The sequence below is a fragment of the Oenococcus sp. genome (genome assembly GCF_047725585.1).
Taxonomy (GTDB): domain Bacteria; phylum Bacillota; class Bacilli; order Lactobacillales; family Lactobacillaceae; genus Oenococcus; species Oenococcus kitaharae_A.
The window spans coordinates 96,240-111,716 of record NZ_JBDNNF010000001.1 but is presented as its reverse complement, the minus strand read 5'-3'; the positions used below and the strand labels follow the sequence as shown (position 1 = coordinate 111,716).

Here is a 15,477-nt window from a genome sequence, read left to right as displayed (position 1 = left end):
TTTGGACCCGATTTCTGCAAATGCTGTTTTATGTGTAAATTGAGCAAAATCTTCATATGCTCAATTATATGCGATAGTTCTTTCGCAGATTTCTTCCATTGAATAATGAAATTAAAAATGAAATATTTTATAAAATGAAATATTAATTGAAATGTAAGCGCTTCTAGAATATAATTATCTCTGTTGAGCAGACGAAAGGAGAAAAATGACTAAAAAAAAATTAAACGTTGCTGTTATTGGCTGCGGAAAGATTGCTCAGATGAGGCATCTGCCAGAATATGCAGCGAATCCAAATGTGACCTTGGTTGGCTATTTTGACTACACGGCACAACGCGCTGCCAGGGCAGCTCAAGAGTATGGTGGACAAGTCTATGCGAGTATCAAGGAACTATTAGCTGATAGCAAAATAGATGCTGTGAGTGTTTGCTTAGCCAATGCTGCGCACGCTCAAGTATCGATTCAGGCACTTGAAGCTGGGAAAGATGTCTTATGTGAGAAGCCTATGGCGACTACTATCGAAGATTGCAAGGCCATGATTCACGCTGCTCGAGACTATCATCGCGCTTTAATGATTGGCCACAACCAGCGCTTGGCTCAGGCACACTTGACTGCAAAAAAATTACTGTCTCAAGGATTGATCGGCAGAGTTTTAAGTTTTAAGACTACTTTTGGCCACGGTGGGCCTGAACAATGGAGTGTGAACGCTGGACCTGGTACCTGGTTTTTTGATCAAAATCGTTCTAAGTTTGGCGCTATTTTTGATTTAGGCGTCCACAAAACAGACCTGATTCAATATTTGTTAGATAGCAGGGTTGTTTCAGTATCGGCCAAGATGGCCACTTTGGACAAAAAAGATGCTGACGGTAATTTTATTGCGGTTGATGACAATGCGATCAGTATCTACACAATGGCTAACGGTGCCATCGGTACTATGTCTGCTAGCTGGACCTATTACGGCGAAGAAGATAATTCTACGATTCTCTATGGTAGCAAGGGCATCATGAAAATTTATGATGATCCACATTATGCAATTAAAATTATTTTGAAAAATGGTGAAAAGATTTTCTACGACACTGATCAGATTCAGACAAATGATCACCAAGCCAATTCAGGCGTCATTGATGAATTTGTCAGTGCCATTTTAGAAAAGCGCCCGTCGATGATTGATGCGATCACTGTTTTAGCTGCGATGCGAGCTGTCTTTGCTGCAGTTGAATCTAATAAATTAGGTAAAACGGTTCAGGTGACTAAGTAGCTAGCTACTACATGAATTTATCAATGGTTTGAAAATTTTCTATATATCTATATATTGAGAGGAGTAAAAATGATTCAATTAGGTTTTTTAAGTGCAATATTTCCAGATCTAACTTTTGAAGAGGTAGTTGATTTTGCTGAGAAAAATCATTTTCAGAAAATCGAATTAGCGAGCTGGCCAGAGGAAAAGGCGACAAGAAAATATGCTGGCGTCAGTCATTTAAATGTTGACAAAGTAATAGCCGATGATGGCTATGCAAGCTATATCAAAAAATATTTGTCCGATCATGGTGTTTCTCTATCCGCACTTGGTTATTATCCAAATGTGATGGATCAGGATTTGGATCGACGAAGTTTTGTAATTACGCATCTGAAGAAGGTCATTCAATCAGCACATATTCTCGGATTGGACCTGGTCAATACCTTCATTGGTAGAAAACAGAATACGAATTTAGAAGATAATTATAAATTAGTTGCCAAGATCTGGCCAGACATTCTGCAGTATGCTGAGGACTTGCATGTTCGCATTGGTATTGAAAATTGTCCAATGCTGTTTACAAATGATGAATGGCCAGGAGGGCAAAATATCTTTTATTCACCGCAGACATGGCGCGAAATATTCAAAATTCTCCCAACCAAAAACTTAGGAATTAATTTCGATCCATCGCATATGGTTTGGCAGAAAATGGACTACATTGCCCCGATTTATGAATTCTCAGACAAACTTTTTCAGATTCATTTCAAAGATATTAAAGTCTTAGAGAATAAGTTATCCGATGTTGGTATTTTAGCGACACCTCTGCAGTTTATGGTACCGAAGCTTCCTGGGCTGGGTGATGTTGATTTTGGCAAGTTTGTTTCAGCACTGACAGATGTTGGTTATGATGGTACCGGCGCAGTTGAGATGGAAGACGCGGCCTTTGATAAGAGCCTAGCTGTTCGAAAAGCCGGGATGCTTCAGTCGGCACACTATTTATCTCAATATCTGTTTTGAGTAAAACTGGGTTTAGGAAGGACAAAGAAATGGCGATTATCATTGCACTGATTCCAGCTTTGTGTTGGGGATCACTTGGATTGTTTGCAACAAAATTTGGCGGGAATTCATCTCAGCAGACACTAGGATTAACTTTTGGTGGCTTGATATTTGGTGTGCTAATTTATTTATTATGGGTATTGCCGCACAACTATACAATGAATTCGACGATTGTTGTGATTGGTTCAATATCAGGTATCTTATGGACTGTTGGACAAGGTTTTCAATTCGTTGCGATTAAATCTTTAGGAGTTTCCAGAGCAGTGCCATTATCGATGACTAGTCAAATTGTTGGTAATGCATTGTTAGGGGCAGCTGTACTAGGAGAGTGGCAAACTATGGCCAAGTGGTTTGTTGCGATTATCGGTATCATTTTGATTGTTATCGGGGCCATGCTTATTCAGACGCGTGATCGCACGCAGACTAGGTCTGACAATCGAGAAAAGTCATCATTAGCGGGTCTACTGCCCTTGACTTTCTCAACACTTGGCTTCATGGGCTACTTTATTACGCCGCGTCTGCTGCAAAGCTGGATGCATGTCTCTCAAAGTATTCTTAACGCGGATCACGGAGTCCAATATATGATTACGATCATTTTTCCGCAGTCCGTTGGTATGGTGATCGGTGCCTTCTTATTTATTTATTTGATCACGCATGAGACTAAGCAGATTTTTAACGCCAGTACTTTTAAAAACTTTATTCCTGGTTTTGTTTGGGGAATTGGCAACATCGCATTATTTATTTCAATTGCCAATCCAAATCTTGGCCAGGCCGTATCTTCAACGCTCAGTTCTATGGGCTTTATTGTTGGTACCTTTGGTGGTATTTTCATATTGAAAGAAAAGAAGACTAGCTATCAGATGAGGCTGATTATCATCGGTACGATTATTGCAGTATTTGGAGCTGCAATCATGAGCAACTTGGATTTTTTGACCAATCTTTTATGAGATCGCGGATTTTGGCATTAAAGGTTTAGGATAATTTTGTGAGAGCGCTTTCTTTTCAATCAGATCTATGTTATGATGTTTATAGGGTTTAAGAGATCATAAAAGCGGTTTAAGCCACTCGAAAGATTTCTCGTATGAGCAAATTGGATCTCATGAGACCCGGAGCAGTTCCTACCAGCATTTATGTTTCGGTGTTTGAGCAATAGCTTTCAAGACATCGGCATTGAAATGGTTACAGTGAGAGCATTTGGGCAGTGCCAAATGATTCAAGACTGTCGGGGGAGCTGTTTTTTTATACAAGGAGGCAAGAATGAAAGACCATAACAAACCAGCACATGACATGTTCGGCGGACCATTGACCATTAAAACAAAATTACCTGTCAAACCAGTCCTTGCCTTTGCGGCAGCTAATATTGCCCTGGGCGTGGCACTCGGTTTTGCCGTTGGGACGCTTTTCAATTTAAAAAAGAAGATGTAAAAACATAAATCCCTGACATTCGCCGGGGATTTTTTGTATATAAAAACCCGCAAGCAATAAGGGCGGAGAACCATGTACCTGCTTGCGGGTCGAGCATAAATGGAATTGATTAATGTAAGCGACCTACTGATAGCTTTAAGTGATTACTTTTATGAGTGGAATAACTTCGGAAGCGCTTACACCAATTATGTTAACACATATTTTTGAAAATGCACGTGCTTAAACTATTTTTTTAAATTGCTTGAAGATCACTTTTCAGTTGCACGCTTTTTGTTGGATAGGGCTTGTTTGCGGTATTTGCCAGGTGGCATGTTTTTCTCGTGTTTGAATAGCTTAATAAAGTAGCTGACACTGTTGAATCCGCAGGCAAAACAGATCTCGGTAATGTCATTGTGCGTTTCAGCCAACATTTGACTGGCCTTATAAAGGCGGAAATTATTGATGTAAGTAAGCGGCGTCTGGTCATAAGTCTTTTTGAATTTACGAATAAAATATTCGCTAGAGAGGCCGGTTATCTGCGACAACTCAGAGATCGTAATCTTTTTGGCGTAATTTTCGTGAATGTAACTGACCGCTTGGAAGAAATGTTCATTTAAATCAACGTGGTCTTTTTCTTGGCGGGTCTGATAAAGATGATCCGAAAAGAAAAGATTCAATAGTTCCAAAATCAAAATTTTGCTTTGAAAATACCAATCTTTTTGACCGGTCGCATGTGCTGTGATAATACCCTGCATCAAAGCCCGGTATTTCGCATTGCGGTCGGCCGGCAGCAAGGTGTTCAAAACGATTTTCCCAGTCAGAAAGGGTTTGATCAATTCCACCATCATCTGATCTTCGTAACTGCTCTTTAAAATTTCCGGAGAAAAAACAATTGCATGGTGCAGGGAAGGCGTATTTTTGATTGAACGGATTTCGTGCAGCACGCAGCTGTTAATCAGAACCATGTCATTTTCGTGAACAATCAGCTTCTTTTCGTCAATCGTAAAACTGAGATCGCCTTGTTGGACCCAAATCCATTCCCATTCGTCATGCCAATGGTAGGGCACATTCAAACCACCATGCGGATAATTCTGGTCGTAAATGGCGAGCGGTGTGAGCGGGTCGCCGTGTTTTGTGAAATCTTTTAATGTGTTCGTCAATTTATTCATGTCAGTATCGTTATACTTTTAGTTGTTATTCTAATAGAAAACGCTTACAAAAACAAATATTCTTTTCTTTGGGGGAAAGTTTAACGATGAATGAGCAACTCAATCAACAGGTAATTTATCAGATTTATCCGCGAAGTTTTAAAGACAGCAACCATGATGGTATTGGCGATCTGCCTGGCATCACGGAGAAACTGGATTATCTGCACGATTTAGGCATCACAATGATCTGGCTGACACCGATTTTCAAATCACCTAACCACGACAATGGCTATGATGTGTCCGACTATTACGCTATCAATCCTGAGTTCGGTACGATGGCTGATTTTGAAACCTTGACAGCTCAGGCGGCCGACCGTCATATTGGCATCATGCTGGATATGGTTTTCAATCACACGTCGGATCAGCATGACTGGTTCATCAAATCGCGTGCTTCGATCAAGCCCTATGATGATTTTTACATTTGGCGCGATGCGCAGGACATGGCAGGCTCTGGATCTGAAGACGAGGCCTCTTTTGGCGGTTCTGTCTGGCAGTTTGATGAGCTCAGACAAAGTTATTATTATCATTCTTTTGATAAAAGCCAGCCCGATTTGAATTGGCACAATCCACTCGTGCGTGAAAAACTGGCTGAAGTGGTTAATTTTTGGATGGCTAAAGGTGCTAAAGGTTTTCGTTTTGATGCTATTGACGGTATCGGAAAAATTCTGCAGACGAAAATTACCCATGATTCAGACTTGACGCATCGTTATCTGACTGAACTAAAGAATCGCAGTTATGGCAAAGATCCGCAAATTTTGACAGTTGGCGAGACTGGCGGTGCTGATATTAAAGAGGCCAAACGTTATACGAACCCGCAGACCGGTGAGATGACGATGGTTTTCCAGTTTCAATTAATGAATCTGGACCATTTGCGCAGCGGCGATTGGGTCAAACGGCCGATTACGATGGCGGATTTTAAACGTGTTATCGGTCTTTGGCAGACTGAACTGAATGGGCAAGGCTGGTCGGGACAGTTCCTAGGCAGCCACGATTTTCCGCGGATTGTCTCGCGTTTTGGCAATGATTCCCTGCAATATCGGGATTTAAGTGCCAAACTGTTGGCGACGCTGATTTTTTCTCTGCAGGGTACGCCTTATATTTTCCAAGGAGATGAGATCGGCATGACCAATTATCCTTGGCAGGCCTTGTCGGATTTTCGCGATGTCGAGTCGCTGAATTATGCCGACAAGATGGCAGCTGAAGGTTTCAGCCAAGAAGATATTGTGGCGCGTATCGGACAAAACAGCCGGGATAACGCCCGGACGCCAATCCAGTGGTCTGGGACAGAAGCTGGCGCCGGTTTTACAGATGCCCAAAGCTGGATTGGCATCAATCCGAACTTTTCTAAAATCAATGTCAGCCAAAGCCAGCAGGATCAAGATTCTATTCTGGCTTATTACAAAAAGATCATTCAGCTGCGAAAAGACAATCCAGTTTTGCAGGATGGCGATTACCGAGAAATCCCTGATACGCCAGAAGCGGTCTTCGCATTTTCGCGATCGGATGCCGCAGCTGATTTGTCAGTTATTTTAAATTTTTCCGATCAAAACTTGTCTTGGGATTCGCCATTTTTGGCCAATGACACTGCTATACTGGCTGCCAATTATCAGGATCGTCAAAAGGGCAGTTTTAAAGAGGCCGTCCTGAGGCCTTATGAAGCCATTTGGCTCTTGTCCAAAAAGGAGTCATCATGAAAAAAGTCGTCAAATTTATATATGGATAATTATTGCTGCGGCAGTTCTGATGGCCCTGTTCTCGATTTGGGCTGTCCGGACGCCGAAAAAGAAAGGTGTCAGCATCGAATTATTTGTTTTCAAGCCGGAGGCGACCGCAACTTTTCAAAGCCTGATTAATGGTTTTGAGAAACAAAATCCAAATATTCATGTTGAACTTTCTGCGCCGGGCGATGCCTACACGGTTTTGAAAACACGTATGGTCAAAGGCCGGGTGCCGGATTTAATCGGCCTGGGCGGTGAACAGTATTATGTTGATTACGCCAAGGCAGATGTTTTTCGGAATTTGACACATGACCCGATTTTAAAGCAGTTCAGCTCTTCCTATGTGGCAAACATGAAGTTTCTGGAAAAGAGCAGCCAAATCCACGGCGTACCATATGCGGCCAATGTCTCGGGTGTTTTGTACAATAAGACGCTGTTTGAAAAATCCGGATTGAAAATCCCACAGACCTGGCCGGAATTTATCGCTTTATGCCAAAAGCTGAAAGCCGAAGGGAAGACGCCGCTGCATTTGGGCTATAAGGATGACTGGACGATTCAGCAGGCCTTTAATCCCTTGGCTGGAAATTTGATGAAAGCACGTGCCTTCAATATCACGGCTGCGACCATCGGGAAATATGATGCCGAATATAATCGGCCCTTGCAAAAACTGCGCCAGCTTGGTCAGTATTCGCAGGGTGATGTTTTTTCCTATAATTACAACGACGCAACCTCAGCCTTTGCCAACGGCAAAAGTTACATGTACCTGCAGGGCAACTGGGCAATTCCTTTAATCAAACAGGTTAATCCTAAAATTAATCTCGGCATGTTTACCTTCCCTGCCAACAATAGCAAACCCAGCAAGAGTGTTTCCGGGATCGATATTGTCTTTTCAATTTCAAAAAAGACCAAGCACTATGCCGCGACGAGAAAATTGTTGACTTATTTACTGGCAAAACAGTCATACCAAAAATATCTTAAGCAGCAGTTTGCCTTGTCAACGCTGAAAAAAGTCAATACTTATCCTGCCTCCATTAGTGATGTGGTGCCGAATTTACGCAAGGGACGCATCACGATGTCGCCGCAATATATGTATCCGACTGAGTTGCAAATACCAAGCATGCTGCAGGCATATCTGGTTAATCACGAGAAGACCAAGACCTTTACTAATCAGATGAACAGCGGCTTGAAGAATATTTTGGGTCCGGAAGGGGATGGCGAATAATGAGCCGCAAAAAAATATTTCTATTAATGACAGTACCGCTGGTCGTGATTTTCTTCCTGTTTGATACGGTGCCGCTGCTGACAGGATTCGTCTATAGTTTGACCAATTCAAAGGGATTTGGCACCTTTAGATTCATCGGTCTGAGCAACTATTTCCGTCTGTTTACGGACGGATCAGTTCTATCTTCTTATTGGTTCACATTTAAATTTGCGGTTGTCACGACTGTTGTGGTCAATGTGATTGGTATCTTATTGGCCTTGGCTTTGAATTCAAATGTGAAGTTCAAGACTTTCTTTAGAGGCATTTATTTTCTGCCTTATGTCCTAGGCGGTTTGATCGTGGGTTATATTTTCAATTACATTTTCACTTTCATGCTGCCATCAGTGGGCAAAGCACTGGGCTGGGTCTTTCTTTCTTCCAGTATTTTGGGAAACGCCAATACAGCTTGGACCGGAATCGTGATTACGGTCGCTTGGCAGTCTGTGGCCTTTAACATTCTGATTTATATTTCCGGTCTGCAGACAATCCCCACGGATATCTATGAAGCGGCAAAAATGGATGGTAGCAGCAGTTGGAACACTTTCTGGACGATTACATTTCCGCTGTTGGCACCATTCTTTACGATCAATCTGGTTGTCAGCATGAGAAACTTTTTGATGGTCTTCGATCAGATCATGTCCTTGACTGGCGGCGGTCCAGCCTCTTCGACGACCTCAATTTCGATGCTGATTTATCAAAACGGCCTCAGTGGCAATCAGTTCGGTTACCAAAGCGCCAATTCAGTGATCTACTTCATCATCATTGTGGCAATCTCTGTGTTCCAGTTGAAAGTTTTGAATAAACGGGAGGTACAGTTATGACGGCTCACAAGACTAATTGGCTGACAACAATTCTTGTCACGGTTCTATCAGTCCTAATCCTAATACCACTTTATATGGCAATTATTATTTCTTTGAAAAAACCTTCGGAAATGGGCACCAATCTGGCAAACTTCTTCCGTTTTCCGAAAATTTTACAGTTTGCTAATTTTATAGATGCAATCACGACGACTAATTTCTTTCAAACGGCCTTCAATTCACTGGTCATCACGGTCTGCAGTGTCGTTGTCGTTGTCCTGCTGACATCGATCATTTCCTATGCGATTGCCCGTAACATGAATAAGCGTTTTTATCGCTGGACCTACTATTATCTTGTGAGCGCGATGTTTGTGCCATTTTCCATGCTGATGCTGCCCTTGGTCAAACAGCTGTCATTTTTGAGAATTGACAATAAATTCGGCCTGGTGCTGATGTATCTGGTCTTTCAAATGTCAATGAGTGTTCTCTTGTATGTTGGTTATCTGAAAAATATCACGGTCAGCTTAGACGAAGCTGCCTATCTGGATGGTGCCAACAGCTGGCAGATTTTCTGGAAAATTATTTTTCCATTGCTCAAACCCATGCACGCCACAGTGGCGATTCTGACAGCCTTAGCCTCATGGAATGACTTGCTGCTGCCATTGGTTGTTTTGAGCGGAAACGGCAATTCAGCTGTTACGCTGCCGATGGCGCAATTGGTTTTCCAGTCACAATTCGGAACAAATTATAACCTGGCTTTTGCTTCTTATATGCTGGCCTCGCTGCCAGTTCTGGTTTTCTACCTATTTGCACAAAAGCAGATTATCAGCGGTGTCGTCAATGGCGCTGTGAAGTAATTTTGTTCCTTAGCCACATAAAAAGACCGCTTTTAGCGGTCTTTTCTTATACATATAAATCAATCAATGATAAAGGGAATATTTTTATAGGTTGCATGATCGGGATACAGTTCAATTAATTTATAACCACGGGCCAGGTTGCCGTAAGTGTTATAGCCGCTAACGTTTCCGTAGACCAGGTCAATTCCCTTATAGCTGCCCGTAAAATTATTGTTGTGATCGTGGCCGGCGAACAAAGCTTTGAAATTCTCTTTTTTCAGCAAGCTGTAGAAGAGGCCCGAGTTGATTTCTGGTGAACCGACTTTCTCGGCAATTTGGCCATCACGAATCAGATTTTGTGCTTGTGCAAATTCAGGAATCGGAATGTGGATGAAACCTAAATCAGCGCGATCCGGGTCTTCTGGCTCAGGTAGCTGAGCAAACCAGCGGATCTGTTCGGGACTGATCGGCTCATACAAGCCCATACGATTATTGCGGCTGTAGGCGCCGCTGTCCCAGACATAGAGCAGGTGAGAGAGTTCTCGGTTATCACGCCCAAAGATTTTTAAGACATAGTTTTCCAAGTCATGAAAAACAAAAATATCGTATTTGCTGGCAGGGTGCTTAATCAATTTTTCCAGCTCGCGCAAACGGCTACGGCCAAAATCTCCCTCTGTATCATGATTGCCGTAGGTCACAGCGATTGGCGTGCCGATTTGGTCAAACAAGCGATAAAAATAACTCAGGACTTCTTCAGGCTGCTTGATTCTATTTCCCCAAATCAAGTCGCCTGTGATCATGATCAGATCAAAATGTTCGCTGGCCAGCACCCGGCTGATGCGTTTGAGCGTCTCCTGATCTTCGACGGAAAAAGGACGGCTGCCCAGATGCAGATCGGTTAGCTGGCAGATCCTGAAGGCTTGTTGGTCAGTGGACAATAATTCCATGAGAAAGCTCCTATTATTTTGCTGCTAACTTAATTTTACTGGAAAAAGGTTGCGACTTGGCCCGCTCTCAGAAAATTATTTGTAAAAATACCAGCGACGCCTTTCCTCAAGAGTTTTTTCTCTACTAAAGGATCGTCAACGGTCCAGATTCTCTGCGGCAACCCGTTAGTGAGCTTTTGATAGTGTTTTAAATGCAGTCCGGCAAGATGATTGGCCTTCATAAAATGCGCCGGATTGTGTACGTATTTCGAATGAAGGAAACAATATTGGCCGGTCGGATCAATTGCATAGCAATTCCTAAGCGAATTTAAATAGAAAGAAGAGTAAATGACCGGGAATTTCAAATCATATTGGCCGACCATGTCCATCACAATATTTTCAATATTTGCATAATGAAATAGATCGGTTTTAAATTCTAGGTTCAAGCGGATAGGCTGTTGATTAACGAGTTCCAAGAATTCTTTTAAAGACGGAACCTGCTGCCCATCTTTTAAATGGCTCTTTCTCAATTCGGCAAAAGTCTTATCTTTGATAAAACCACTGCCGTCACTTGTGCGGTCCAAACGTTCATCGTGCATGATCACGGGGATGCGGTCTTTGGTGAGATGGACATCGAATTCGATGCCGTCGGCATGATGCTCAAGTGTATATCGAAAAGAGGAAAGAGAATTTTCTGCTATTAAAGCGGGAATGCCGCGATGGGCAAAAATCAGTGTTTTTTTATCTGGCATATGAGGCACTTTCTAAAATTAATTTGACCAGCCATTGGCTCGGTTGTTGTTGCTGATATAGGTGTTCATGGCCTTTTCGGCCTGCTGCAGCGTTGTATGAATATTGCTGCGGCTATAAATCTGATCCAAAGCCGTGTTTAAAATGATTCGTTCCTGGACAATTCCTTCAACGAAAATGCCGGAATTGGCATTATTAGCCTCGGTTCTTGCTAACTGATCGCTGGGTACTTTTAAAGCCGGGTTTTGTTGATACAGTTTTTGCAGGGTCTTCGTCTTTTTCGCATCACGATTTAATGCGAGATAACCGGTTGCTTTTTGCCAATCGGCTTGATTTTGGGCACTTTCCAAATATTTGATAAAAGTCCAAGCACCTTGCTGAACAGCGGCAGGTTTATCGTTGCCAATCCAAAGAGCTGCACCGCCAATTGCCACACCATTAGCTTTTTTGCCTGTTTGATGCGGATAATAGCTGACACCTAATTTTTGATTTTTCATACCAAGAGTAAGTTGTCCGATTTCAGCTGATGACTCCATAAAGATGCCTAATTTACCAGATAAGAAAGCTGCGATTTCATTGGCTGAGGCATTGCCGCCGGAACCATAATTGATAAAGTTTCCTTTCTTAATGTTATCTTGAACCCATTTCATAGCTGCTATGGATCCTGGGTTGATAAAGGTTGCCTTGCTAGGGGTTGCAATCCGGCCGTTTTCATTATTGACGCTGTAGTGACCTGAATTAGCGACCAGCTGATCAAACAACCAGCCATAGACCTCCATTGTCATACCCTTCACTTTTTTTCCGGAGCGTTGATACAATTGCGTAGCCACTCGTGTCACATCCGCGTAGGTCGGGTCCAAAGGCGGTGGCGTAATTTTATATTTTTTTAGCAAACTGGCATTGTAATAAAGTACAGGTTGTGAACTATTAAAAGGCATTCCCAGCAGTTGACCCTTTTGGCTATAGAATGATCGTGCGACTGGTGAAATTTTATTAATGTTAAATTGCTTATCCTGATCAATGAATTTTTGTATTTTTGTAATATAGCCGCTGTGATATAGCTGGCTCACAGAGATATCAGCAGATTGAAATAGAGCCGGCGAAGCATTGCTGCCATGTGTGTTTAAAATTTTTTGAACAGCCTCTTCATAACTTCCTTGGAAATGCGATTCGACCTCATATTTGCTCTGAGAGTGGTTGAATTTTTGTACGAATTGCGTCAGTTGAGCTTGAGCTGGGCCGGTCATCTCGTTCCAAAAGACAATTTTAATCCTTTTAGGATTGGCAGCTTGTGCAAATCGGCAAGCAGTAAATGGTAAACCCGCGGTCACAAGAAAACTGACCGATATCAGAATTAGGAAACGTGATATGCTTCTGTGACTGGTCATTTGACAGCTCCTTCATTCAGGCCGCTTTTAAAATAATGTTGGCCAAAATATAAGACGATCAGCGTTGGGATCACGATGATTGCGGCGCTGGCCTGAATCATGCCCCAATTATTAAAGGTCTCTTGAGATTGCAACTCGCGCAGGCCTACTTGGACTGGACGAATGTTGTCACTAAAAGTCGTCAGCATCGGCCAAAGATATTGATTCCAAGCAGAAAGAAAACTATAAGCAGCGAGTGTATATAAGCTCAAACGGCTATAAGGCAATACACACTTCATATAAAACTGCCAGTGACTCAAGCCTTCAATGTCACAAGCCTCTTTTAATTCAAAAGGAATTTGTTTAAAAGCCTGCCGCAGCATGAAAATGCCGAAGGCCGAAGTCATAAAAGGAAGAACCATACCTGTATAGCTATTTAACAAGCCGAAAGCCTTGATCGTCTGAAAGTTAGGGATAACTTCGGCCTCAAAAGGCAGCATCATCGTCGACAAGACCAGGTAAAAATAAAAATCACGATGTTTGAAATTAATAAAGACAAAGGCATATGCAGCCATTGAACAGAAGAAAAGCTGCAGCAGCATTGTGTATAGGGAGATCAGAACACTGTTGACAAGATAGCGAATAATCGGTGTCTGTGTCAGAGCAGCCCAGTAATTGTCCAAAGAAATAGATCCCCCAAAGAGGTGGCCGCTAGAGATATCAGCAGTTGGCAGCAAACTGGTCCAAAGACCGATTGCAAAAGGGGCGAGAATCAAAAACGACAAAATAATTAAAAGGGCATAATGCCAAAACTTTCGGTTGGCCGTCCATTGTGTCAGATTTTCCATTAGTAACTAACCTTCCTTTCCAGATATCTGAACTGCAAAAAGGTAAGCAAGGCGATGATGATCGTTAAAATGACAGATTCCGCACTAGCTTGAGAATAGTTGCCGTTTAAAAATGCATTCTGGTAAATATGGTAAACCAAGAGATTAGTCGCGTTGTTCGGACCGCCAGCCGTCATTAAATCAATTAGGCCAAAACTTTTGAAGGCCTCGATAAAAGTAATGATTGAAACGAAAAATAGAGTGGGTGAAATCAGCGGAATCGTCACGTGAAAGAAGCGATAAACAGGACCGACGCCTTCAATAGCTGTCTCTTCATACAAGCTAAGCGGCAAGGATTGAAAGGCACTGAATAGCACCAGGAAAGCGAACCCTAAATTCATCCAGACCGTTGAAATAATGACCGAAATCATCGCCAAGTTAGGATCGGTGGCCCAATTTAATAGCGGTAAATGCAGGAAGGCTGCGATTTGATTCAGGATGCCGATAGACGGATTGAAAATAAAAAGCCAGAAAATAGCTGAAACGGAGATCGAAACACCCATCGTGGATGAGAAAATCGTTCTAAAAAATGAAGAAGCACGGACTTTTACACTGGCCGCGTTGGCTAAAATCAGGCCCAGAGCCAAAGTGAGTGCCCAGACGCCGACGACATAAATCAAAGTCGACATCAAGCTGGCCAAATATCCGGGAGAACTCAGCAGAGCCGCGTAATTACCCAGGCCAGCGAAAACTGTATTATGACCACTCCCATTTGTCAGAAACAGACTTAAATAAATCGTTTTAAGCATGGGATAAAAGATGAACACTGCTAGGAGCAGGATCGAAGGGCCTAAAAACAATAGGGCATATCGCTGGTTAGTCCTCTGTGCTCGCATTTTCGTCTTTTTAAACAAGCCTGTGTTTTCAGCCAATGTCGGGATTCTTGTCTCATGGATAATATTTTTGCTCTCATCCATGATCGACTCCGACACTCACAGCCGCAAGATTCTTTTTTTCCGGATCAAAAATAAAAGCCTGGCCTTTTAAATGCAAATCAATCCGTTGATTGATCGGCATTGAGATTTGTTCCGATTTTGTTAGCCTTAACTGCTGGCCATTATCTAAGCGGGCTGTTAATAAAGTCTGCGAACCCAAATTTGTCAGATCTGTAAGAGAAGCATTACCGCCATTATTCTTCGCGATCTGAAAATCCAGTTGATTCGGTCGGATGCCAACCAAGTAGTTTTCTTTTGTCAATTGATTCTGTATAGGCAAACGCAATTTTGTATCAATCACGATTTCTCGTTCGTGCTCTTTGTAACTGCCTGAAAGAAAGTTAATCTGGGGCGAACCGAAAAAGTTGGCAACGAATTCGTTGGCCGGGTGATTGTAGATTCCTAATGGTGTGTCGATCTGTTGTACATGGTGATCGTTCAATACCATAATGTGATCGGCCATCGTCATCGCCTCAATCTGGTCATGCGTGACATAAATCAAAGTCAATTGCAACTTGCGCTGCAAAGCACGAATTTCAGTGCGCATACGGTCACGCAGTTGTGCATCCAGGTTGGATAAGGGCTCGTCCATCAGGCATATTTTGGCATCACTGGCAATCGCACGTGCCAAGGCAATTCGTTGCCTTTGACCACCCGACAAGTCTTTAGGCTTTCTTGATCGAAAATCCGCGAGGCCAACCATATCAACGGCTCGAGTGACGCGCTGACTGATTTCAGTTTCTGGCATTTTGCGAGCTTTAAGCCCGAAAGCGATGTTTTCTTCGACGGTTAAAAAAGGGAATAGAGCATAGTCTTGAAACACCATCGTCAGTTTACGGTCTTTTGGTGGCACATTATTGACCGTCTGTCCATCTATTTTAATGACGCCGTCAGTCACATCAATCAGCCCGGCCAGCATTCTTAAAAGTGTGCTCTTGCCGCATCCGGAGGGGCCAACTATTGCAAAGAATTCGCCATTTGCGATTTCCGCATTAATACTTTCAAGAACCGGCGACTGATCATAAGTTTTGACAATGTTCTTAAATTCTATTGACAAAATAATTCTCCATTTTTCAAAAATTTTTTAAAATTGTGTCAAAC

At 42.5% G+C, this 15,477-nt stretch carries 15 protein-coding genes; 8 read left to right on the top strand and 7 right to left on the bottom strand.

The genetic code is table 11. The annotated features are described in order from the left end of the window. The first annotated feature begins 205 nt into the window (after window positions 1-205). The 4 genes from ABF487_RS00515 to ABF487_RS00500 all read left to right on the top strand — a co-directional run bounded on the left by ABF487_RS00515 (window position 206) and on the right by ABF487_RS00500 (window position 3,712). Window positions 206-1,255 (top strand): Gfo/Idh/MocA family protein, encoded by a 1,050-nt coding sequence (locus ABF487_RS00515; protein ID WP_263779629.1) that lies wholly within the window; start codon window positions 206-208, stop codon window positions 1,253-1,255. A 69-nt stretch (window positions 1,256-1,324) separates the two neighbouring features. After that, window positions 1,325-2,248: a sugar phosphate isomerase/epimerase family protein gene (locus ABF487_RS00510; protein WP_263779630.1), complete on the top strand. Its 924-nt coding sequence runs from the start codon at window positions 1,325-1,327 to the stop codon at window positions 2,246-2,248. A gap of 29 nt (window positions 2,249-2,277) precedes the next feature. Further along, window positions 2,278-3,234 (top strand): GRP family sugar transporter, encoded by a 957-nt coding sequence (locus tag ABF487_RS00505; protein ID WP_263779631.1) that lies wholly within the window; start codon window positions 2,278-2,280, stop codon window positions 3,232-3,234. Between the two features lie 310 nt (window positions 3,235-3,544). After that, on the top strand, window positions 3,545-3,712 hold the full coding sequence (locus ABF487_RS00500) for a hypothetical protein (protein ID WP_263779632.1): 168 nt from the start codon (window positions 3,545-3,547) through the stop codon (window positions 3,710-3,712). Between the two features lie 248 nt (window positions 3,713-3,960). On the opposite strand, the gene ABF487_RS00495 is transcribed toward ABF487_RS00500, so the two are convergent. Further along, window positions 3,961-4,860, bottom strand: a complete 900-nt coding sequence (locus ABF487_RS00495) for an AraC family transcriptional regulator (RefSeq protein WP_263779633.1) — start codon at window positions 4,858-4,860, stop codon at window positions 3,961-3,963. An 86-nt stretch (window positions 4,861-4,946) separates the two neighbouring features. On the opposite strand from ABF487_RS00495, the gene ABF487_RS00490 reads away from it, so the two are divergent. Genes ABF487_RS00490 through ABF487_RS00475 form a run of 4 tightly spaced genes read left to right on the top strand, consistent with a single transcriptional unit; the run spans window position 4,947 to window position 9,532 of the window. Then, window positions 4,947-6,593, top strand: a complete 1,647-nt coding sequence (locus ABF487_RS00490; protein WP_263779634.1) for an alpha-glucosidase — start codon at window positions 4,947-4,949, stop codon at window positions 6,591-6,593. Between the two features lie 49 nt (window positions 6,594-6,642). Then, on the top strand, window positions 6,643-7,839 hold the full coding sequence (locus ABF487_RS00485; protein WP_415634183.1) for an ABC transporter substrate-binding protein: 1,197 nt from the start codon (window positions 6,643-6,645) through the stop codon (window positions 7,837-7,839). Beyond that, window positions 7,839-8,699 carry a carbohydrate ABC transporter permease gene (locus tag ABF487_RS00480; RefSeq protein WP_263779636.1) on the top strand — a complete coding sequence of 287 codons (861 nt, stop codon included), beginning with the start codon at window positions 7,839-7,841 and terminating at the stop codon, window positions 8,697-8,699. The genes ABF487_RS00485 and ABF487_RS00480 overlap by 1 nt, the downstream gene beginning before the upstream one ends. Further along, entirely contained in the window at window positions 8,696-9,532 is an 837-nt protein-coding gene (locus ABF487_RS00475; RefSeq protein ID WP_263779637.1) for a carbohydrate ABC transporter permease, read from the top strand. The genes ABF487_RS00480 and ABF487_RS00475 overlap by 4 nt, the downstream gene beginning before the upstream one ends. Before the next feature lie 59 nt (window positions 9,533-9,591). Here the strand turns inward: ABF487_RS00475 and ABF487_RS00470 are convergent, their stop codons facing one another. Genes ABF487_RS00470 through ABF487_RS00445 form a run of 6 tightly spaced genes read right to left on the bottom strand, consistent with a single transcriptional unit; the run spans window position 9,592 to window position 15,433 of the window. Further along, window positions 9,592-10,458 (bottom strand): metallophosphoesterase family protein, encoded by an 867-nt coding sequence (locus ABF487_RS00470; RefSeq protein ID WP_415634182.1) that lies wholly within the window; start codon window positions 10,456-10,458, stop codon window positions 9,592-9,594. Window positions 10,459-10,493: 35 nt separating this feature from the next. Beyond that, on the bottom strand, window positions 10,494-11,189 hold the full coding sequence (locus tag ABF487_RS00465; RefSeq protein ID WP_415634181.1) for a glycerophosphodiester phosphodiesterase family protein: 696 nt from the start codon (window positions 11,187-11,189) through the stop codon (window positions 10,494-10,496). A gap of 18 nt (window positions 11,190-11,207) precedes the next feature. After that, window positions 11,208-12,575 carry an ABC transporter substrate-binding protein gene (locus tag ABF487_RS00460; RefSeq protein ID WP_415634180.1) on the bottom strand — a complete coding sequence of 456 codons (1,368 nt, stop codon included), beginning with the start codon at window positions 12,573-12,575 and terminating at the stop codon, window positions 11,208-11,210. Continuing rightward, entirely contained in the window at window positions 12,572-13,402 is an 831-nt protein-coding gene (locus ABF487_RS00455) for a carbohydrate ABC transporter permease (RefSeq protein ID WP_263779641.1), read from the bottom strand. The genes ABF487_RS00460 and ABF487_RS00455 overlap by 4 nt, the downstream gene beginning before the upstream one ends. Next, complete coding sequence (locus ABF487_RS00450; protein WP_415634179.1) at window positions 13,402-14,358, bottom strand: carbohydrate ABC transporter permease; 957 nt, start codon at window positions 14,356-14,358, stop codon at window positions 13,402-13,404. The genes ABF487_RS00455 and ABF487_RS00450 overlap by 1 nt, the downstream gene beginning before the upstream one ends. Next, complete coding sequence (locus ABF487_RS00445) at window positions 14,351-15,433, bottom strand: ABC transporter ATP-binding protein (RefSeq protein WP_263779643.1); 1,083 nt, start codon at window positions 15,431-15,433, stop codon at window positions 14,351-14,353. Before ABF487_RS00445 ends, ABF487_RS00450 begins: the two co-directional genes overlap by 8 nt. Window positions 15,434-15,477 lie beyond the last annotated feature (44 nt).

What these genes read in the sequence shown, in the direction of transcription:
- ABF487_RS00515 (WP_263779629.1), top strand. Translation starts at nt 206, where the DNA reads ATGACTAAAAAAAAATTAAACGTTGCTGTTATTGGCTGCGGAAAGATT.
- ABF487_RS00510 (WP_263779630.1), top strand. Translation starts at nt 1,325, where the DNA reads ATGATTCAATTAGGTTTTTTAAGTGCAATATTTCCAGATCTAACTTTT.
- ABF487_RS00505 (WP_263779631.1), top strand. Translation starts at nt 2,278, where the DNA reads ATGGCGATTATCATTGCACTGATTCCAGCTTTGTGTTGGGGATCACTT.
- ABF487_RS00500 (WP_263779632.1), top strand. Translation starts at nt 3,545, where the DNA reads ATGAAAGACCATAACAAACCAGCACATGACATGTTCGGCGGACCATTG.
- ABF487_RS00495 (WP_263779633.1), bottom strand. Translation starts at nt 4,860, where the DNA reads ATGAATAAATTGACGAACACATTAAAAGATTTCACAAAACACGGCGAC.
- ABF487_RS00490 (WP_263779634.1), top strand. Translation starts at nt 4,947, where the DNA reads ATGAATGAGCAACTCAATCAACAGGTAATTTATCAGATTTATCCGCGA.
- ABF487_RS00485 (WP_415634183.1), top strand. Translation starts at nt 6,643, where the DNA reads ATGGCCCTGTTCTCGATTTGGGCTGTCCGGACGCCGAAAAAGAAAGGT.
- ABF487_RS00480 (WP_263779636.1), top strand. Translation starts at nt 7,839, where the DNA reads ATGAGCCGCAAAAAAATATTTCTATTAATGACAGTACCGCTGGTCGTG.
- ABF487_RS00475 (WP_263779637.1), top strand. Translation starts at nt 8,696, where the DNA reads ATGACGGCTCACAAGACTAATTGGCTGACAACAATTCTTGTCACGGTT.
- ABF487_RS00470 (WP_415634182.1), bottom strand. Translation starts at nt 10,458, where the DNA reads ATGGAATTATTGTCCACTGACCAACAAGCCTTCAGGATCTGCCAGCTA.
- ABF487_RS00465 (WP_415634181.1), bottom strand. Translation starts at nt 11,189, where the DNA reads ATGCCAGATAAAAAAACACTGATTTTTGCCCATCGCGGCATTCCCGCT.
- ABF487_RS00460 (WP_415634180.1), bottom strand. Translation starts at nt 12,575, where the DNA reads ATGACCAGTCACAGAAGCATATCACGTTTCCTAATTCTGATATCGGTC.
- ABF487_RS00455 (WP_263779641.1), bottom strand. Translation starts at nt 13,402, where the DNA reads ATGGAAAATCTGACACAATGGACGGCCAACCGAAAGTTTTGGCATTAT.
- ABF487_RS00450 (WP_415634179.1), bottom strand. Translation starts at nt 14,358, where the DNA reads ATGGATGAGAGCAAAAATATTATCCATGAGACAAGAATCCCGACATTG.